The organism is Massilia sp. P1_C10 (assembly GCF_056406475.1).
In genome coordinates, this window is record NZ_JBFUAC010000007.1 from 1 (window position 1) to 18880 (window position 18880).

Here is an 18880-nt window from a genome sequence, read left to right on the forward strand (position 1 = left end):
CCCCTCCCCTCAACCGACCCCTCAACCGACCCCTCAACCGACCCCTCAACCGACCCCTCAACCRACCCCTCAACCAACCCCTCAACCAACCCCTCAACCGACCCCTCAACCGACCCCTCAACCGACCCCTCAACCGACCCTTCAACCGCCCCTTCAACCGCCCCTTCAACCGACCCCTCAGCGACCCCTTCAACCGACCCCTCAGCGACCCCTTCAACCGACCCCTCAGCGACCCCTCAGCCGACCCAGCCGCCGCCCCCTACTCCCCACAGGAACACCAGCACCGACAGAATCAGCCACGGCAGCCACGCTTTAAGCACGGCGGAACGCGAGTGGTTGTAGGCGATGGATTCTGGCGCAACGGCGTGTTCGCTGCCGGTGAATTTTCCCGCCGCGTTAGTCCAAATCTTGGTTGGCTTCCATATCTAGGCTTGAATCCAGGTACGCGCGGCGCTACGTAAAGGAGTAGCGAACGTCTCGATTTTTGTGATCGAGGGCGGGCGGTACAATGGACGCGTTGACGGAGAATGGATCGAACCGCTGCAACGCGCCGGCATTGGCGGACCTAACGTAACGACAAGTTGAGCCGCATTAACGCAGAAACCCGATCCGAGGACGTTCCCGCGGCGCGTACGGCTCGACTTTCAGGTCACGAGGCTGAACACTCCTAGACCGCCGCAGGATTGCTCGGCCGATCCCTTCCCGAAGCGCTTGGCGCATTCGCCGAGGAGAGACGCGCATGAGCACGTCGACCGACGTCCTCGGTAGCCGAATAGCATGAGTCAGGCCGGGCATGCTCTGGATCAGCCCGTCGTAAATCTGGAGTACAACAGCGCGCGCTTGCCGATCAGTCAGATTGGGGATGTCGAATCGCCGCACACGATCGAGGATCGGCGCCGAAAGCGTGTTCGCATCATTGGACGTACAGATCCAAATGATACGGCTAGCATCAAGCGTGATCCACGGGTAGGAGAGATCACGAAACGTCTTCGCAGTCCCCGTTTCAAAGAGGCCTAGAAGGGACGACATCGGGTCGTAATCGCGCGCTTTTGCCTTGTCGATCTCATCAAGAAAGACGACAGGATTCGCGTACTCCTTTTCGACGAGCAGGTTGAAGAGCTCGCCAGGTTTCGAGTTACTCCAAAACTCGGCGCTACCGCTAAGGCTCGAGTTGCTCTGCGCATTTTCCATGGACAGCTGTAACAATCCGGAGCCCAGTTCTGTGGCCAGAGCGCCGGCAAACATGGTCTTCCCGCATCCCGGGGCGCCGTTGAGAAGGATGGGGTCGAAATACGCAACTTCATCACCTCGATCTGCCAATGCAAATGCTGCGCGCACGTAGTCGAGGACGTCTCGGAAGTTAGGGAACCTCGCCTCCAGGTCGTCGATGATGATCTTCCAATCCCGCGGGATGCGCGCAAGCTTTCGAAGCTCGCCGCGATCGCGCAGGACGTTAATCATCGCAATCGTTCGCTTTTGATCCTCGACCGCTGTGTTCCTGGCGAGGCGCAAGCGGTACGCCTGTTCTGTCGGCACCTGTTCGACAAGCCGCAGGACTGGCTCTCCCCATCCGTAGAGCGTTAATTGCCAATCGACGTCAGCGCTCGTCACAGGCTTCTGGCTATTCCCTACTTGCCGCATCACCCTCACTGAGGCATCTTCCTGCGCAAGCTCGGCTTCACGGATCTGCCGCTCGACCATTTGCCTGGGAAGCATCAATCTTCCGGTGAATGCCCAGTTGGCGTCAAAGGATTGAGTGTGTGTTGTCATTGCATTTCCCCATCGTCAGATTTAAGGCGACGGGAATGACTCGATCACCGTCTGCCGCTTTGCGCGACTTGGAGGATCGGAGAGAATGCCCGTCGATGTACGAGGGGCGGCGACGCAGTTACGCTATGGCCACCCTGTGAGGGCGGCGTATCGATGAGAGCGCGGAGTAGATGCCGCTGAGGGATAGACGAGTCATAAGTGTTCAGGCTACCACGTTACTGAGAACGTCGGATATCCTATTTGCCCGCTCGCGCTTTTTTCGTAACCAGTTCGGCCCGCGCGCGGCCGTTCCGTCTCCACCGTCCAAACAGCGTCTGACTCCCCCTGAGAAGCACCGATACGGCGTTTGGGCGCTGCTTTCGGTAGTCCGGCCTACATCTCAACATAGGAGCGTCACAGCCTGTTTGTCGATCTCGATCGACAACATCGCGTGTAGATGTTATTTATGCAACTAATGACCAGCGAGATGAGCGAAAGGGCAGTAGTAAATGTAGAACTACCTTCTACTACCGCGTCGCACATGTTACCTATAGGCATTGATTTTCAACTTTTCGGGTCAACTGCTACATAAGACCGGACTTACGGCCTGATCGGCGGTATCGGCACCGGCATCATCTACGTGGGAGTTGTCGGGTTGATGGTGAAATGGTTCCCCGACAAGCGCGGTTTCGCCACAGGCCTGGTTGCCGCCGGCTACGGCATGGGGGCGATCGTCACCACCTTTCCTATTTCCGCCAGCCTTGCCTCGGCGGGCTACCAACAAGTCATGCCCACGTTCGGTCTGATCATTGGCACCGTCGGCCTAGTCGCGGCCCAGGCGCTGAAACGGCCACCGGCGGACTGGATGGCCGAGCATCGCCCGGCCCCTACTGCCAAAGCGGACACGTCGCCGCGGCAGATGTTGAAGACGCCGGTGTTCTGGCTGATGTTTCCGATGATGACGATGATGTCGACGTCCGGGCTGATGGTCATTTCGCAGATGGGCAGCTTCGCCAAGGATTTCGGCGTCACGGGTGCGATGGTATTCGGCATGGCCGCATTGCCGCTAGCACTGACCATCGACCGGTTCACCAATGGGCTGACGCGGCCGTTTTTTGGCTGGGTATCGGACCGCATCGGCCGCGAAAACACAATGACGGTGGCGTTCGGGCTGGAAGGGCTGGCGATGATTATATGGCTGGCCACTCGCGACAACGCGCTGCTGTTCGTGCTGATGTCGGGCGTGGTGTTCTTCGGTTGGGGGGGGATTTTCTCGCTGTTTCCGTCGACCCTGACCGATACCTTCGGCGCGCGCGACGCGACGACTAACTACGGTTTCCTGTACATGGCGCAGGGCGTGGGCTCGGTGTTCGGCGGCTCGCTGGCGGCGCTGTTGCACGAAAGGACCGGCAGCTGGATTCCTGTATTCGAAGTAGTCATTGCGATGGACCTGATCACGGCACTACTGGCATTCTCGTTCTGCGGCCGATGCGGCGCAGGTTCCTCGCATCAAAAGGGTGACGCGGCCGGTTGGCGACTTGCGCGCAACGCTGGTTTCGGCGTATCGTTGCGGCAGTTGCTTGCAGCCGGAGGCGGCGGACGAACCTCCCCCGAATTACGGAATTTTTAGGAATACTCGATGCTCACAAATACCGCCCGCTCTACTCGGGCGATGGCAGTCGCGCCACACCATCTGGCGTCTCAATCGGCGCTGGCGGTGATGCGAGACGGTGGAAATGCGATCGAAGCGATGATTGCCGCCGCAGCCACCATTGCCACCGTCTATCCGCACATGAACGGCATTGGCGGTGATTCGTTTTGGCTGATAGTGCCGCCGGATGGCAAGCCGATCGCGATCGACGCCTGCGGTCCGGCTGCCCTTGCTGCGACGATCGATAGCTACCGCCAGCGCGGCCTGGCCGAAATCCCCTTGCGTGGCCCACTCGCCGCCAATACGGTGGCCGGTACCATCGGCGGCTGGCAGGTGGCACTAGAGCTGGCGCGGGAATTGGGCGGGCGTGTGCCGCTGGCGCGGCTGCTGGAAGACGCGATCGGCTACGCGACCGATGGCGTCGCGGTGACACTGAGCCAGCAAAATGCGACCGCCGCCAAACTGAGCGAGTTGCGCGACCAGCCCGGATTCGACGGTCAATTCCTGATCGATGGCGCACTGCCAATGGCAGGGCAACGATTCCGCCAGCCCCGCCTGGCGCAGACGTTGTCGGCGTTGGCGGCCGATGGGCTCGACAGCTACTATCGCGGTGCGCTCGCCGGGCGCATCGCGGCCGACCTACTCGCGGTCGGCTCACTGGTCACCGGCGAGGACTTGGCCGCCTACTGTGCGCAACGGACAAAGCCATTACACCTGCGCCATTCTGCCGGCGACCTTTACAACATGACGCCGCCCACCCAAGGCGCCGTGTCTCTGGCCATCCTCGGCCTGCTCGACCGGGCCGGCTTACACAACGTCGCCGCCGATAGCGCCGACCACATCCATTTGGTGGTGGAGGCCACCAAACGCGCGTTCAAGCTTCGCGACCAATACATTACCGATCCGCGCGACATGGAAATCGATGGCCAAGCCTTGCTCGCCGATGCCACCCTTGACGCGCTGGCCGCCGATATCCGGCTTGACCGCGCTGCCGCTTGGGGAGAAGGGAAGGGGCCGGGCGACACAATCTGGATGGGAGTGATCGACCAGGAAGGGATGGCGGTATCGTTTATTCAAAGCATTTATCACGAATTCGGTAGCGGCGTTGTGCTGCCTGAGACTGGCATCAACTGGCAAAACCGGGGCGCGTCGTTCAGCCTCGATGCGGACAAGCTACTGGCGCTCAAGCCCGGCAAGAAGCCGTTTCACACCCTCAATCCTGCAGCTGCACGGCTCAAGGATGGCCGGGTGATGGTCTACGGAACGATGGGCGGGGATGGCCAGCCGCAGACGCAGGCAACCGTATTCACGCGCCATGTGGTGTTTGGTCAGCAGTTGCAAAGTGCGGTCAGCGCGCCGCGCTGGCTGTTGGGACGCACATGGGGGCAGAAATCCGATACGCTCAAGCTGGAGCAGCGCTTTCCGCAGACTGTGGTCGACGAGCTAGTGCGTAGGGGGCATGACGTCGAAGTTCTGCTGCCATTCGATGAAACGATGGGACATGCAGGCGCTCTTGTGCGGCATGCGGACGGCGTCCTCGAAGGCGCGTCGGATCCGCGTTCGGACGGCGCCGTCGCTGCCTGGTAAGTTCCAGAACACAACTTTCGAAACGCCGCTTTCTTTAGCAAAGTCGCACACCATGCGACCGCACCTTTAAAAATGACGATTCCGGCACAATCGCGGGCGATGGCGTCGGGCTGGGCAATGGCTGAACGATTACAACCTGAACATCTCACGTTCTATCAGTACAGCGACGGCGAAAGACAAGGTTGAATTCGACTATCGCTGCCTTCCCTAACTGCGCGGCGTGCCGCATGAACTCGCCATGAGCGGTACGCTGATCTTGTGTCCTGGCCAAAAAAGCGCCCGGCTTGACGGTTTATCGCCGGTTTGCGATAAAGCCCTCTCGGAACTGTTGGCGCAGAAAAGCCACGAAGACGCGAACCGCAGTTGGTACGTAAGGGCTGTAGGGCCGAATCGCAAACAGGGAATCGCCGAAACTGCCAACCGGGCGCCAATGGGGAAGCACCTGCACCAGCTTGCCGGCCGCAAGGTCGGCGCTAGCGGTGAAATCGGGAAGAAGGGCAATGCCAAGCCCATCGAGCGCCGCGCCGCGCAGTGCCTCGCTGTTGTTGGCGGCGAAGGGGCCCGATAGGGCAACACTGTGCCGCTGCTTATCGCCGCGCCGCGCTTCGAAACTCCAGCTGGGCGATTCGCCACGCCGAAAATAGTAAAGGCAATCGTGGTCCTTCAAATCCTGCGGCGCGGACGGTGTACCCCGCATGCGCAAGTAGGCGTCGGTCGCGACCAGAACGGCATCAGTGCGGCATAAGTTCCAGGCGACATGCGTTTCGGGCGCCGATGAGGCATGCCGAATTGCCAGGTCGAAGCCTTCTTGTGCCAGAGGCACCAGGCGATCCGACAGCTCCAGCACGATATGTATCTGCGGATATGTGCGAAAGAACGCGGCCATCCGCGGAACGATTTGCTGGCGGCCAAGCGCCACTGGCGCCGTAACTCGTAGCACGCCCCCCGGGGATTCGGCCAGATCGCGGATGCCCGCAAAGCTGCGTCCGATGTCCTCGAACGAGCCACGCACCGAATCGACCAGCATCTTTCCTGCTTCCGTTAGCTGCATGCTGCGGGTAGTCCGGTGTACCAGCGCAATTCGCGCGGCACGCTCCAGTTCAGCGATGCGCTGGCTGATCGCGCCCTTTGTCAGTCCGAGCCGGGTGGCGGCGGCGGTGTAGCTGCCGGTGGCGTCGACGATGACAAGCGAATACAGATGGTGCCATAGGTCTTCGATGTTCTTGGGATCCATTCAGGCCCTATCATAGTTGGTCGATTGTTTAATAAATTAAACGATCTTTGTATTGTAGACGCATTGTTTCGATGTGAGGAGGAACATAGAATGGGCAGTCTTATCACCAATCAGGAGACAGTCGATATGAACAACACCCCCGCATTTACCAGCAGCGAGACGGTCCCTCATTACATCGGTGGCGAGCGCACCCAAGGTACGAGCCTGCGTCGCGCTGACGTTTTCAATCCTTCCTCCGGCGCCGTGGCGCGCCATGTCGTGCTTGGCGAAGCCGCCGACGTCGCGACGGCCGTCGCCGAGGCCAAGCGGGCGTGGCCCGCATGGGCCGATACGCCGCCAATCCGACGTGCGCGGGTGATGCACCGGTTTCTGGCGCTCATGAATGAGCACCGCAACGAGCTGGCCGCCATCATCACGGCCGAACACGGCAAGGTATTTACCGATGCTGTTGGCGAAGTGGAACGCGGCATCGACATCGTCGAGTTCGCATGTGGGATTCCGCAACTGCTTAAAGGCGACTACACCGAGCAGGTATCGACGGGCATCGACAACTGGACCATGCGCCAGCCGCTGGGCGTCGTGGCCGGCATCACGCCGTTCAACTTTCCGTGCATGGTACCGTGCTGGATGTTTCCGGTCGCGATTGCGGCGGGCAATACTTTTATTCTTAAGCCAAGCGAGCGCGACCCGAGTGCCGCCTTGCTGATGGCCGACCTTTTCAAGAAGGCGGGCCTGCCGGACGGCGTTTTCAACGTCGTTCAGGGCGATAAGGCAGCGGTCGATGCGTTGATCGAGCACCCTGACGTCAAGGCGATCAGTTTTGTCGGCTCGACCCCGATTGCCCATTACATTCACGAGCGTGGTGCCCATTTCGGGAAGCGCGTCCAGGCCCTTGGAGGCGCCAAGAATCATATGATCGTCATGCCTGACGCCGATATTGAACGCACGGTCGACGCCCTCATCGGCGCCGCCTACGGCTCTGCAGGCGAACGCTGCATGGCAATTTCGGTGGCGGTGCTTGTGGGAGACGTGGCCGACCATATCGTGCCGCTAGTGACGGAACGAGTGCGTAAGCTGAAGATCCGCGACGGCATGGACCTCGATGCGGAGATGGGCCCGATCGTCACGCGCCAAGCGCTCGACCGCATCGATGGCTACATCCAGATCGGCGTCAACGAGGGCGCGAGCCTAGTGGTTGACGGCCGCGGCCACCAGGTCGCAGGGCACGAGCAGGGATTTTTCACGGGAGGCACCTTGTTCGATCACGTCACTCCCGACATGCGCATCTACAAAGAAGAGATCTTTGGACCGGTGCTGGTCTGCGTACGGGTCAAGGATTTCGCGGAAGCGGTAGAACTGGTAAACGCTCACGAATTTGGCAACGGGGTCTCCTGCTTTACCAGCGACGGAAACGTCGCGCGTGAATTTGCGCGCCGCATCGAGGTGGGCATGGTTGGCGTGAACGTACCGATCCCCGTGCCGATGGCGTGGCACAGCTTCGGTGGCTGGAAGAAGAGTTTATTCGGCGATATGAATGCTTACGGCGAAGAAGGAGTGCGCTTCTATACCAGGCAAAAATCGGTGATGCAGCGTTGGCCGCAGAGCATTGTCAAGGGCGCCGAATTTGCGATGCCGACGGCAAAATAGATTGGCTGACAACCGCGCCGTAGGTGATCTCAACTAAATAAGTTATTAATACGGTTGTGTAAGCGGAGACCCATCCAGGTGACTTAGGTGTGATGTTTCAATAGGTTGTTGTGGTTCATTCGGACTGGATTTGAGAAACTGGAAATCGCCAAACCCCCAGTTCTTAAGGAAACCACCCGAATGAACATCCATAAGAATGCCCGATTGACTTTGATTCGTCGAGTCGAAATGGTTGAAGACGTCCTACTGAACCGAATACCTAGCTGCCAGGTTGCTTCGCATTTTGGAGTAAGCGAGGCGACAGTACGCAAGTGGCTTGGGCGCTTCCTTTCCGAAGGCCGGGAAGGCTTGGTCGATCGATCTTCGCGACCGGCATGCAGTCCCAGGGCATTAGAGGCGGCTAAGGCGCTCACTATCGTCGAACTGCGAAAAAAGCGCATGACGCAGGCAAGAATTGCGCAGTATCTTGAGGTATCGAAGGCTACGGTGAGCCGTATCTTGAGCCGCGCGGGCTTGTCCAAGCTGACCGACCTCGATCCGGTCGAGCCAGTGCAACGCTACGAACATGAACGACCGGGCGACCTGATTCATATCGACACAAAGAAGCTCGGCCGCATCGAAAATACGGGACATCGCGCGACTGGCGACAGGCGACATAGAAAGCACGGCGCCGGCTGGGAAGTCTTGTTTGTCGCAATTGACGATCATGCCCGCATCGCGTTTACGGAACTCTATCCTGATGAAACCCAGGAAAACGCCAACCGGTTTCTCGCCAACACCCATGCCTATTTTTGCTCGCTCGGAGTGCGCCCTAAAGCGCTCCTGACCGACAATGGCTCCGCGTTTCGCGCCAAGTCGTTCAACGCTACCTGCGCCCAGCTAGAACTAAAACACCGTTTCACGCGTCCCTATCGGCCGCAGACCAACGGTAAAGCCGAGCGCTTCATTCAATCGGCCCTGCGTGAATGGGCCTATGGCTTCGTGTACAAAAACTCAGACGAGCGTACCGACATGCTGAAGGTATGGAATCATCATTACAACTGGCATCGACCACATCAGGGCATTGCAGGCAACGCTCCAATGTCTCGACTCAGATCCAGTCCGAATAACCTCTTGCAACTTCACACTTAGGTCGCACAATCTGAGGTGTACTGTCAATAGTGGACACGTCTGTTTCAAGCAGCCAGCGCCTCTTTGCTGAAGTTCTTGGCGAAAGGCGCTGGCGATACGTAGCCTCGATCCGGTTGCGGGAAGCGCATTAATGGCAGTGGGATTTGCCATCCACTATCTGCAGGACTGGCGCTTTGTCAGACACGCTGGCCTGCCAGCATGGTATCTGCCGAGGCGCCTCAGACTGTCTGTGGTGGCAGCGCTGAGTTTGATTGTGACAAGCTTTGCCAGCCGCGTCTGAATTGGTGCGTCGTGTCGTTCTTCACCCGAGTATGTCAACTCATCGCGCGGCAAGCACATGCGCAGGATGCGCAGAGCGGTCAAGGTTGCATCAACGCGGATCGTTGACGCCGCTCAGTTCTTATTCGGCGCCAGCACGATCAAGACGCCTTCAGTGATGGATAATCGATGTATCCGCCTGCTCCGCCGCCGTACATGGTGGCCGGGTCAGGCGTGTTCAAAGGCGCGACGATGCGTAGCCGCTCCACCAGATCCGGATTGGCGATGAACGGGCGGCCGAAGGAAATCAGGTCGGCGGTATTGTCGGCGCGGGCGGTGACCGCCAAAGCGAGGTCGTAGCCATTGTTGGCCATATACAGGCCGTTGAACAAGCGGCGCAAGATTTGCAAGTCGAAGCCGCCGGGTACTTCGCGCGCGCCACCAGTGTCGCCTTCGATCGCATGCAGATAAGCCAGATCGAAGCTGTTGAGTTGCTCGACGACATAGGTGAACAGCGACTGCGGGTTACTATCGGCAATGTCGCCAAACGAGCTCAGGGGCGAGATGCGAATGCCGACCCGATCGCCTCCCCAGACCTGCACCACCGCTGCCGTCACCTCAAGGAGCAGCCGTGCGCGGTTTTCGATCGAGCCGCCATAGGCATCGGTGCGCTGGTTGGTTTTGTCGCGCAAGAACTGGTCAAGCAGATAGCCATTTGCCGCATGGATCTCGACGCCGTCGAAACCAGCGGCGTGGGCATTCTGGGCCGCGCTGCGATATTGCTCGACAATTGAGGGTATTTCGCTCGTCTCCAGAGCGCGCGGCGTCACCATCGGTACAAAACCGTCGTTCGTATACGCTTGTCCTTCAGGCTTGATGGCAGACGGTGCCACCGGCAGTGCGCCGTCGACTTGGATCGATGGATGGGAAATGCGCCCAACGTGCCAGAGTTGCAAGAAGATCTTGCCATCTGCCGCATGCACGGCCTCGGTAATTTTCTTCCAGGCCTGCACCTGCGCTTGGCTATAAATGCCCGGGGTGAGCACATAACCCTTGCCTTGTTGAGAAATCTGGGTAGCTTCGGCAATGATCAATCCGGCGCTGGCCCGCTGAACGTAATATTCGGCCGCCAGATCACCGGGGATGTCATCTTCCTTCGCGCGGCTGCGCGTAAGCGGCGCCATGACGATCCGATTGGCAAGCCGCAAGGGGCCGAGTCGCGTCGGCTGGAACAGATCGCTCGACGTGTTCTGCGTGAGCGCGAAGTTATGGTCGGCGATGCTGGTGGGTGTTTTGGAGCTGGTCATTATTTCTTCCTTTGAAAGAGGGGCGCGGCCGCGTGACGGAGTTTAGAAAACAATAGCGTGCAATTGATTTGGATGAAGGCATCTTAAACTTAAAACTAGATCGAGGTCGGCGGTTTGGCAGGCGTACGGTGTTGGCCGAATGCGCAAGGCGAATTGGCTCCAGCAGTTGCTTCCCCTGTCATTCAGGGCGGCTCATTCGAAATAACTGGGCAGCGCCAATGGCGAAGTAATCTGCCGGACCGCCCCCGCGCAGAACGTGCCCGGCAGTAGCGGTGTCATACATGCCGTCCGCGAGCAAAGCGCTGGCGATATGCACGCCGACGACTTCTCCGAGCACCAGCCAAGTCGGCACTTTCTGACCCTCTGCTCCTTGCAGTTGTACTATCTGCGTGCAGCGGCATTCAAACGAGACGGGGCTTTCGGCAACGCTCGGGACCGTGATGACGCGCGAATCGCGTGGGGTCAAGCCGGCCAAGCCGAATTCGCTGATGTTCGGAGCGACCGGCGCGCCGGTCTGGTTCATCGCCTCGGCGAGCTGCCGGGTCACAAGATTCCAAGTGAATTCCCCAGCATGCTCAATGTTGCGAACGGTATCTTTGTAGCCGATACTGGCAAACCCGACAATCGGCGGTGTGTAGTTGAAGGCATTGAAAAAGCTGTAGGGCGCCAGGTTCAGCACGCCATTGGTGCCGCGTGACGCAATCCAGCCGATCGGACGCGGTCCGACGATGGCATTGAACGGGTCGTGCGGCAATCGATGACCATTGCGCGGTTCGTAGAAGTGAATCGGATCGGTCAAGGAGGATTGCCTTGTCATGGTTGGGAGCAGGCACGATGGCTTTCGTCATCGCGACGCCGTTGCCGGTGTCAAACTGGCAGCAACTAGCGTTGCCTGGGCGTGTCGAATTTTTTGAACAGCCATTGGATGGCGGGGCGAACATGGAGGAAGCCACGATAAAGCAACTCCAACAAGGGGGGAATGCCAGGCAGCGAGCCTAATTTTCCGAGCCAGCGCCAAGCGGGGAACAATCGCCACAGCGCTATAAACGCTGCCGCTCCGCTCAGCATCACGCCGTCGGCCCTTTGTACATGAAATCTCTCCATCAGTTCGCCGCAACTGCGACCCTCCATCGAGGCGGTTCTCTCGGCGCTGACATCGACCCAAATGATGGGAGTCGAAGCGATGGCGCGTTGATAGACACTGATTTCCCTTCGGCACAAAGGGCAGGATCCATCGAAAAAAACCGTCGTGCTGGCAGCGCCATCGGCAGGTTCAAGCATTCCTGTGGTCCTTCAAAAGAGCGTCACTTTCGGGGGGCGATGCAGCTAAAAAATGCGCCTGGCGAAGCGGGTGAGGCGCGCTGATGCACGGACCAACAGGTCCAGGCGCATCCCAACGTCAGTAAGCTGGCGCTGGAATTGGCATCATCCCTTTTTTGCCCAGGCGACGCACCATCCTTTTGCGCTCACCAGTTTGCCGCCGAAGACGCTGCACGGCCCCGCCGCGTCGGACGGCTTGCCGGCGTAAAGCTGGCAGCCGGCACATTGCCGGCCGGTGGCCATGGCCGGATATTTTTTAGCGTCGACCTTGCTGGCGTCGGCTTTGTAGCCGAGCGCGGCTGCGGCCGGGTCGGCCTCGGTCACTGTTATGGCTGCGGCAGTGGCCTTGCCCATGCTAAGTGTAATGGCGCTGACGGGAATCACGGCGAGGAAGCTTCGGCGGGTGGTCATTGTATGCTTTCGTCAATAATGAACTGATATTGTACCGCGATTTTTTGGGGGCTGTACCGAATTTTGCGTAATTAATACGCTATAATTAGCCATTAACGGGTCTACATCGGTTCACAACATGGTTAATATAGAACAGTCCCCTGAGAAAGTCGCCCCTTGCACAGCCCGCTATCGCAGCGGGGTTGCCGCCAGGCTGGCGGGCTTGCCGGTTGAAACATTGCGCGTCTGGGAGCGCCGTTACAGCATCTCTGACACCGGCCGCAGCGCGCATGGGCAGCGCCTGTATTCCGATGCCCAGGTGCGCCGGCTGAGGTTAATGAAGCAACTGGTCGACCAGGGGCATCCGATAGGCGTGCTGGCGCCACTGCTGCTCGACCAGTTGCAAGCATTGGCGTCGGTGCCGGTGCCGCGCGCGCCGTCGCAGCCGGCGCGGGTGGCCCTGGTGGGCGCCGCGCTGGCGCGGCGCCTGGCCGGCGGCGGGCGCGAATTGCTCGCGCTCGATATCGTCGCCAATTGCAGCGAACTGGACGGCGCGCCAGCGGCATTGGCCGGCGCCGGTGCCGAGGTCGTGCTGATCGAAATGTCGGAACTCGACGACAGCGTGGTGCCGGCCATTACTGCGCTGCGGCAGCAGCTCGGCGTCGCAACCGTGGTGCTGTACCGCTTTTGCGCCAGCGCGACCATCCGCCAGCTGCGCGCGCACGGCTGCCTGGTGGCGCGCGCGCCGAGCGACGCCGCTGAAATCGTGCTGCTGTGCCAGACGGCGCTGGCCGCCGCGCCGGCCGCGCTGGCACAGGCGGCGCCGGCCGGCGTGGGCGCGCCGGCGCCGCGCCGCTTCGACGATCAGGCACTGGCCGTGCTGGCCGCTGCCGGCAACAGCATTGAGTGCGAATGCCCGCGCCACCTTGCCGACATCCTACTCATGCTCAACAGCTTCGAACGCTACAGCGCGCAGTGTGCCGCGCGCACGCCGGCCGATGCGCTGCTGCATGAGCAACTGCATCACGCCGCCGGTTCCGCCCGCGTGCTGATGGAAGCGGCGCTCGAGCGTCTGGCCCGCGCCGAAGGCATCCCGCTGCCCGCCGGAATGTGAGCGGCCCCCCAACAAACGAAAAGGAACGTCATGCCGAACGACGCCATTGCCATCTTCAAACCTGCGCACAGCACGGTCTCGCACCGTATCCGCGAGCGGCTGCAAGCGCGCCGCACGCGCTACTTCGCCAACGATAATATCGCCGCGTCCATCGAGCCCGGCGAGCTCGACGAGCTGGTCGAGGAGGTCGGCGCCAGGCTGCAGCAGGTGCTCGAGAGCCTGGTCATCGACACCGCGGCCGACCACAACACGCGCGACACCGGGCGCCGGGTCGCCAGGATGTTCATCCACGAAGTATTCGCCGGCCGCTACACACCGATGCCCCCGGTGACGGAGTTTCCCAATGCGTCCGCCCTCGACGAACTGATGATCGTCGGCCCGATCACCGTGCGCGGCGCCTGTTCGCACCACCTGTGTCCGATCATCGGCAAGGTCTGGATCGGCGTCATGCCCAACAAGCGCTCGAACCTGATCGGCTTGTCCAAGTACGCCCGCATCGCGCAGTGGATCATGGGCCGCCCGCAGATCCAGGAAGAGGCGGTGGTGCAGCTGGCCGACGTGCTGCAGCAGAAGATGCAACCGGACGGCTTGGCGGTGCTGATGGAGGCCGATCACTTCTGCATGCAATGGCGCGGCGTCAAGGACAGCGAGGCGCGCATGACCAACAGCGTGATGCGCGGCGCGTTCCGCGACGACGCTGCGCTGCGCCGCGAGTTCCTGTCGCTGATCCGCGGCCGCGAATGAACGCGCCAACACCGCTGCGCCTGCAGGCGGCCAAACTACTGCGCAGTAAATGGACCGCTGCTGTGCCAGTCAATAAGGAAAAGCACTTCATCGTCACCGCCCTGATCGCACCTGAGCCGCCGGGTACGCAGATCGACGCCATCACGATGGAGGCAGTGCTGACAGGGCGCTGCGTTACCTTGCGCTGGCGCGAACTGAACGACGCCGCGCAATGGCTGCAAGGCTGGCGTTGAGCGGCGCCGGAAAACCAGGACAGGAAACAGCATGAGCGCTTCTCCGCACATCGCCGTGATTGGCGCCGGCATCGCCGGCTTATCGTGCGCCACTGCGCTGCAGCATGCCGGTTTCCAGGTGAGCGTATTCGACAAGAGTGGCGGCCCCGCCGGGCGCATGAGCACCCGGCGCGTCGACGGCTGGCAATGTGACCACGGCGCCCAGTACTTCACCGCGCGCGACCCGGATTTTCGCGCCGAGCTGGCGCGCTGGGAGCGGGCCGGTGTGGCCGAGCAGTGGTCCCCGGCAATGCGCCGTTTCGATGCCGACGGCACCGCCATCGGCTGCGGCGCAGCCGAACGCTTCGTCGGCACACCACGCATGACGGCGCCCGCCGCATGGCTGGCATCGAGCCTGGCGCTGCGCAGCGGGGTGACGATCCGCGCTTTGCAGCGCGGGGATCCCGGCTGGCGCCTCGCGGTGGACGGCGCGGGAGCACTTGACTGTCGCTATGACGCGGTAGTGCTTGCGGTGCCGGCACCGCAGGCCACGCCGCTGCTGCGGGACGTCGCACCGCTGATGGCCGCACTGGCGGGCGGAACGAAGATGGAAGGGTGCTGGGCCATGATGCTGCAGTACCCGGCACCGCTCGCGCTTGGATTCGATGCCGCCTTCGTCAATCGCGGCGCGCTGCGCTGGGTCGCGCGCGACAGCTCCAAGCCGGGCCGCGGCGGCGGCGAAAGCTGGCTGCTGCATGCCAGCGCGGACTGGAGCGAGGCGCACATTGAGCTCGACGCCGACAGCGTGGCCGCGGTGCTGCTGCCCGCCTTTGCGGAGTTGGGCGGCACGTCTCCTCAACGCTGGAGTGCGCACCGTTGGCGCTTCGCCAGCACGGCGCAGCGGCATGGCGAGGTCTGCGTCTGGGACGGCGGCCTAGGCGTGGGAATGTGCGGCGACTGGCTCAACGGCGGAAACGTCGAAGCCGCCTGGCTCAGCGGGCGGGCGCTGGCACAGCGCATCATGGCCCGCGCGGACGCCACCGGCGTACCGTAAACAGGCTTGTATCAGCCCGCAGCGCGGCCGTCCCCCATGTCGACGCGCTGTCGATGCCCGCGTGGCAACACCAGTGCAGTTCGGGATCGGCTAGGGGAGGTGTATCGAGCACATGCAGCATGGCGCTGTCGGCGTCTCGAGGGGGACGCCCGATCGCCTTGCCGCGAAACGGCGGCGACCGGCGGGAATTGACGGTGCAGGGATGCAGTGCGACCAGCACGCTACTTTTTTGCGGACATGGTGGTCGCCGTTTTGATCAGCATGTTGAGCGCTGCCTTTGAAGCATGGTAGCTGTACCAGCCGCCGAGCCGATTGTCGCCGTTGTCGACCACTATCGGTACCGGTTCGTCCGCCAATGTGACAGTATTCGTGCGATGGCAAAGCGATGAATCGATGGTCAGGTCGGCACTCGGCGCCGCCTTTTCCGCGTTGGCGCTTGCCGACGAGGCGAAGGAATACATAGCGTCAAGGCCCGCCGCCTGTTGCTCATGATCGCGCCGCACGCTTCGACCCGGAGTAGCGCTTGGCAGTGGCATTCATTCTGCCGTTTCGCCCTCCCGGATCGGCAGCGTGGCTGGGAATTCCGCATGTTGGCGAACTGTCGCGAAGCCGACTCCAGGTTCAGCCGTGTTGCTCTCTTCCTCAGGATTTTGCTATGGTGATGATGTACTGGCGTAGACGTCGGCCAAGATCTGTGCAGTAACTGGCGCAGCGAGGACGGCATCACCAGCCGGGATTTGCACCGTTCGAACGGTTTGGAGCATTCCATGAAACCTTATGTCATTTGCCATATGATGTCCTCCATTGATGGACATGCCCTTACGGACGGCTGGGACCGTGCTGTCAAAAACAACGCCGGCGAGCTATACGAAAGGCTAGCGCACCAGCTAGAGTTCGATGCCTGGATTTGCGGCAGGGTCACCATGCAGGAGATCGCCCACGGCGACGGCTATCCGGCGGGGATGGCCAAGGCGCCTTTTGCACGCACTCATCATTTTGCCCATCGCGATGCGGCTCGTTACGCGGTATCGATCGATCCGCACGGGAAGGTAGCGTGGAAAAAAAATACAGCGCTCGATTCGCACATCGTGGAGGTTGTCACGGAAGGGGTGGCCGACGATTACCTTGCTTACCTGCAGTCGATCGACGTGTCGTACGTGTTTGGCGGCAAGACCGAGATTGATCTGGCGCGTGTCGTCCAGATACTCGCTGATGAGCTCGGCACCAAGCGTCTGATCGTCGAAGGCGGGCCTCATATTAGCGGCTCATTTGTCAATGCCGGTCTAGTCGATGAAGTCAGTGTGCTGGTCCTGCCGCTCGTTGACGGGCGCGGAGAGCATCCAGCATCGTTCGAAATCACCAAGGAGGAATGGGTCAAGCCGACGTATCTCTCGCTGGCGTCGGCAGAGATTCAGGACGGCGGCGCTGTATGGTTGCGCTACAAGAAGCATGCGTAAGGCAAAGCGCTGGCAACGGCGCCGACGGCTGGCCTGACTAGGAATTTGATGCCGTCGACCGCGAGCCGACATCGCCCCCAACGGGTCATCTTCTCTTCTTACCTTCTCTTCTTCTTTCTTCTTAACTCAATGCGCGAGCGGCGATGATAGGATATTCTCTGTGCACATGTATGGTATATGAAAGATGAATTGGCATCGACTACAGTGCGGCGACATAATGCATCTGTCTCTTCCGACTCCCTCAAAAAAAATTGGATTGATGCCCGCCAGACGGCGGGCTTTTTTATAGACCGTTTTCCGTAAAGTCGGTTATTGCAATGGGGGGGCATTGAGGCAGTTCCACCCTTCAACACGAGCCGCGTGGCTTGGCGACGACGCGCCATGCTGCACTGCCATACTCACACATTCACATTCTGATCGATCGCTCGCGCAGCAAGGCGCGGAACATTGCATCGTCAGCTAAGCGCCAGGACACACCGCATATGGATCAGCACGCTAAATTATCGCCTGACATCTCGACCGCCATGGTCTGGCTGCTCGCTATTTCCACCGGTTTGATCGTGGCGAACCTGTATTACGCTCAGACCCTCGTTGGGCCGATCGCCACCACCACCGGGCTGATGCCGCAAGCAGCCGGGCTGATCGTCACGCTGACCCAAATCGGTTATTGCCTCGGTCTGCTGTTTATCGTCCCGCTCGGTGACATGGTAGAAAACCGGCGCCTCGTGTGTGGCGCGCTGCTACTGACGTCGTTCGCGCTGTTGGCTGCGGCGTTTGCCAGCAGCGGCTGGGTGTTCTTGGGCGCGTCGCTGTGCATCGGGCTCGGATCTGTGGCGGCCCAAGTGCTGGTGCCGTTCGCCGCCCACCTGTCGCACGAGGCGACGCGCGGCCAGACAGTCGGCAAGGTGGTCAGCGGATTGCTGATAGGAATCATGCTGGCGCGCCCAGCAGCGAGCCTGGTGGCCGATCATTTCGGCTGGCACGCAATCTTCCTCTTTGGCGCAGTCGCCATGCTGGCGCTGGCGATGCTGCTGCGCTGGCGGCTGCCGGTGCGCGTACCGACAGTGATGCTTGCGTATCCCAAGCTGCTCGGCTCGATGTGGCAGCTGTTTTGCACCACGACGGTCCTACGCCGCCGCGCTGCGTATCAAGCGGGAATGTTTGGCGCGTTCAGCCTGTTCTGGACCACGGTGCCGCTGCTCCTGGCCGGTCCATCGTTCCATTTGTCGCTTACCAGTATCGCCATCTTTGCGCTGGTTGGGATGGCTGGTGCGATCGCATCGCCGGTTGCCGGACGGTTGGCCGATCGCGGGCATACCGGCATCGCCACAACGGTAGCATTGCTGCTGGGTGTGGGCGCATTCGCGCTGCCGCTGTTGGTGCCGGGCAGCCCCACGCTGGCCCTGGCGGTTCTGGTGGTCGCCTCGATCTTGCTCGATATGGGCGTTGCCGCCAACCTCGTGCTCGGCCAGCGCGCCATTTTTGCGCTCGCCGCGGAAACGCGCAGTCGCATGAACGGCGTGTTTCTGGCGATCTTCTTCGGTGGCGGTGCGCTCGGTTCGGCGCTTGGTGGCTGGATGTATGCCGCCCACGGATGGCATGCGACGCTGCTGCTCGGCGCGGCGTTTCCAGCTCTGGCGCTTGCGTATCATGCGGCGCAGTACACTGCGGCACGGCGCTGCGCCTGCAGTCCATGACGAACGTCGGCACCGCTACGCGCGGCGACGGCAATCTTCGGTGTCGCGCAGCCAAGCTAAATCAGGGCGCTTTTGCCGCTACTAACAGTTTATTGGGATATCGGGCATGCACACCCACATTGCCGTCGACGAGTAGCGTGATGTTGAGGTCGACTACCGCGCTGGAGAACATGTAGGCCATCGCGTGAGCCCGTTGCAAGCGAAATTGACGTCGAAATTCACCTTCAGGATTTGTACCTCAAGCATGTCGTCAGGTTCGGCTTTGGTGATCGCCACTGGGTCCGTAAGGATATGTCCACAGGGGTCCTTTTCGGTCACCTCCTTGTCG

At 60.9% G+C, this 18880-nt stretch carries 15 protein-coding genes and 2 pseudogenes; 10 read left to right on the forward strand and 7 right to left on the reverse strand.

Annotated features, from left to right (window positions below; all coding sequences use genetic code 11):
* Nucleotides 1-591: 591 nt before the first annotated feature.
* On the reverse strand, nt 592-1770 hold the full coding sequence (locus tag AC1D02_RS15580; protein WP_477318434.1) for an AAA family ATPase: 1179 nt from the start codon (nt 1768-1770) through the stop codon (nt 592-594).
* Nucleotides 1771-2347: 577 nt separating this feature from the next.
* Here AC1D02_RS15580 and AC1D02_RS15585 point away from each other — a divergent pair.
* Nucleotides 2348-3270, forward strand: a pseudogene (locus AC1D02_RS15585) (MFS transporter); the annotation flags it as partial.
* A gap of 118 nt (nt 3271-3388) precedes the next feature.
* Nucleotides 3389-4987: a gamma-glutamyltransferase family protein gene (locus tag AC1D02_RS15590; RefSeq protein WP_477318436.1), complete on the forward strand. Its 1599-nt coding sequence runs from the start codon at nt 3389-3391 to the stop codon at nt 4985-4987.
* A gap of 292 nt (nt 4988-5279) precedes the next feature.
* Here AC1D02_RS15590 and AC1D02_RS15595 read toward each other — a convergent pair whose 3' ends face one another.
* On the reverse strand, nt 5280-6221 hold the full coding sequence (locus AC1D02_RS15595) for a LysR substrate-binding domain-containing protein (protein ID WP_477318438.1): 942 nt from the start codon (nt 6219-6221) through the stop codon (nt 5280-5282).
* Nucleotides 6222-6347: 126 nt separating this feature from the next.
* On the opposite strand from AC1D02_RS15595, the gene AC1D02_RS15600 reads away from it, so the two are divergent.
* Complete coding sequence (locus tag AC1D02_RS15600) at nt 6348-7868, forward strand: CoA-acylating methylmalonate-semialdehyde dehydrogenase (protein WP_477318440.1); 1521 nt, start codon at nt 6348-6350, stop codon at nt 7866-7868.
* A gap of 180 nt (nt 7869-8048) precedes the next feature.
* On the forward strand, nt 8049-8999 hold the full coding sequence (locus AC1D02_RS15605; protein WP_477318442.1) for an IS481 family transposase: 951 nt from the start codon (nt 8049-8051) through the stop codon (nt 8997-8999).
* A 419-nt stretch (nt 9000-9418) separates the two neighbouring features.
* Here AC1D02_RS15605 and AC1D02_RS15610 read toward each other — a convergent pair whose 3' ends face one another.
* From AC1D02_RS15610 to AC1D02_RS15625, 4 genes are all read right to left on the reverse strand, one after another.
* Complete coding sequence (locus tag AC1D02_RS15610; protein ID WP_477318444.1) at nt 9419-10564, reverse strand: alkene reductase; 1146 nt, start codon at nt 10562-10564, stop codon at nt 9419-9421.
* Nucleotides 10565-10742: 178 nt separating this feature from the next.
* Nucleotides 10743-11381, reverse strand: a complete 639-nt coding sequence (locus AC1D02_RS15615) for a flavin reductase family protein (protein WP_477318446.1) — start codon at nt 11379-11381, stop codon at nt 10743-10745.
* 65 nt (nt 11382-11446) lie between these two features.
* Nucleotides 11447-11845 (reverse strand): thiol-disulfide oxidoreductase DCC family protein, encoded by a 399-nt coding sequence (locus AC1D02_RS15620; RefSeq protein WP_477318448.1) that lies wholly within the window; start codon nt 11843-11845, stop codon nt 11447-11449.
* A 144-nt stretch (nt 11846-11989) separates the two neighbouring features.
* Entirely contained in the window at nt 11990-12295 is a 306-nt protein-coding gene (locus AC1D02_RS15625) for a high-potential iron-sulfur protein (protein WP_477318450.1), read from the reverse strand.
* Nucleotides 12296-12413: 118 nt separating this feature from the next.
* Between AC1D02_RS15625 and AC1D02_RS15630 the strand changes: the two genes are divergently transcribed.
* Genes AC1D02_RS15630 through AC1D02_RS15645 form a run of 4 tightly spaced genes read left to right on the forward strand, consistent with a single transcriptional unit; the run spans nt 12414 to nt 15398 of the window.
* Nucleotides 12414-13388 carry a MerR family transcriptional regulator gene (locus AC1D02_RS15630; protein WP_477318452.1) on the forward strand — a complete coding sequence of 325 codons (975 nt, stop codon included), beginning with the start codon at nt 12414-12416 and terminating at the stop codon, nt 13386-13388.
* Between the two features lie 30 nt (nt 13389-13418).
* Nucleotides 13419-14132: a GTP cyclohydrolase I gene (gene folE, locus AC1D02_RS15635; RefSeq protein ID WP_477318454.1), complete on the forward strand. Its 714-nt coding sequence runs from the start codon at nt 13419-13421 to the stop codon at nt 14130-14132.
* A complete protein-coding gene (locus AC1D02_RS15640; RefSeq protein ID WP_477318456.1) occupies nt 14129-14365 on the forward strand; it encodes a TIGR02450 family Trp-rich protein in 237 nt (78 codons plus the stop codon). Before folE ends, AC1D02_RS15640 begins: the two co-directional genes overlap by 4 nt.
* A 31-nt stretch (nt 14366-14396) precedes the next feature.
* A complete protein-coding gene (locus AC1D02_RS15645) occupies nt 14397-15398 on the forward strand; it encodes an NAD(P)/FAD-dependent oxidoreductase (protein WP_477318458.1) in 1002 nt (333 codons plus the stop codon).
* Between the two features lie 103 nt (nt 15399-15501).
* Here AC1D02_RS15645 and AC1D02_RS15650 read toward each other — a convergent pair.
* Nucleotides 15502-15718 (reverse strand): annotated as a pseudogene (locus AC1D02_RS15650) (short-chain dehydrogenase); the annotation flags it as partial.
* Nucleotides 15719-16165: 447 nt separating this feature from the next.
* On the opposite strand from AC1D02_RS15650, the gene AC1D02_RS15655 reads away from it, so the two are divergent.
* Together AC1D02_RS15655 and AC1D02_RS15660 are read left to right on the forward strand one after the other, a co-directional pair.
* Nucleotides 16166-16855, forward strand: a complete 690-nt coding sequence (locus AC1D02_RS15655) for a dihydrofolate reductase family protein (protein WP_477318460.1) — start codon at nt 16166-16168, stop codon at nt 16853-16855.
* Nucleotides 16856-17337: 482 nt separating this feature from the next.
* Nucleotides 17338-18552 carry an MFS transporter gene (locus AC1D02_RS15660; protein ID WP_477318462.1) on the forward strand — a complete coding sequence of 405 codons (1215 nt, stop codon included), beginning with the start codon at nt 17338-17340 and terminating at the stop codon, nt 18550-18552.
* Nucleotides 18553-18880: the final 328 nt, after the last annotated feature.

Bases quoted from the DNA above. Each gene is read 5' to 3' on its own strand.
- AC1D02_RS15645 (WP_477318458.1), top strand. From the start codon at position 14,397: ATGAGCGCTTCTCCGCACATCGCCGTGATTGGCGCCGGCATCGCCGGC.
- AC1D02_RS15655 (WP_477318460.1), top strand. From the start codon at position 16,166: ATGAAACCTTATGTCATTTGCCATATGATGTCCTCCATTGATGGACAT.
- AC1D02_RS15620 (WP_477318448.1), bottom strand. From the start codon at position 11,845: ATGCTTGAACCTGCCGATGGCGCTGCCAGCACGACGGTTTTTTTCGAT.
- folE (WP_477318454.1), top strand. From the start codon at position 13,419: ATGCCGAACGACGCCATTGCCATCTTCAAACCTGCGCACAGCACGGTC.
- AC1D02_RS15640 (WP_477318456.1), top strand. From the start codon at position 14,129: ATGAACGCGCCAACACCGCTGCGCCTGCAGGCGGCCAAACTACTGCGC.
- AC1D02_RS15625 (WP_477318450.1), bottom strand. From the start codon at position 12,295: ATGACCACCCGCCGAAGCTTCCTCGCCGTGATTCCCGTCAGCGCCATT.
- AC1D02_RS15630 (WP_477318452.1), top strand. From the start codon at position 12,414: ATGGTTAATATAGAACAGTCCCCTGAGAAAGTCGCCCCTTGCACAGCC.
- AC1D02_RS15600 (WP_477318440.1), top strand. From the start codon at position 6,348: ATGAACAACACCCCCGCATTTACCAGCAGCGAGACGGTCCCTCATTAC.
- AC1D02_RS15590 (WP_477318436.1), top strand. From the start codon at position 3,389: ATGCTCACAAATACCGCCCGCTCTACTCGGGCGATGGCAGTCGCGCCA.
- AC1D02_RS15615 (WP_477318446.1), bottom strand. From the start codon at position 11,381: ATGACAAGGCAATCCTCCTTGACCGATCCGATTCACTTCTACGAACCG.
- AC1D02_RS15580 (WP_477318434.1), bottom strand. From the start codon at position 1,770: ATGACAACACACACTCAATCCTTTGACGCCAACTGGGCATTCACCGGA.
- AC1D02_RS15595 (WP_477318438.1), bottom strand. From the start codon at position 6,221: ATGGATCCCAAGAACATCGAAGACCTATGGCACCATCTGTATTCGCTT.
- AC1D02_RS15605 (WP_477318442.1), top strand. From the start codon at position 8,049: ATGAACATCCATAAGAATGCCCGATTGACTTTGATTCGTCGAGTCGAA.
- AC1D02_RS15610 (WP_477318444.1), bottom strand. From the start codon at position 10,564: ATGACCAGCTCCAAAACACCCACCAGCATCGCCGACCATAACTTCGCG.
- AC1D02_RS15660 (WP_477318462.1), top strand. From the start codon at position 17,338: ATGGATCAGCACGCTAAATTATCGCCTGACATCTCGACCGCCATGGTC.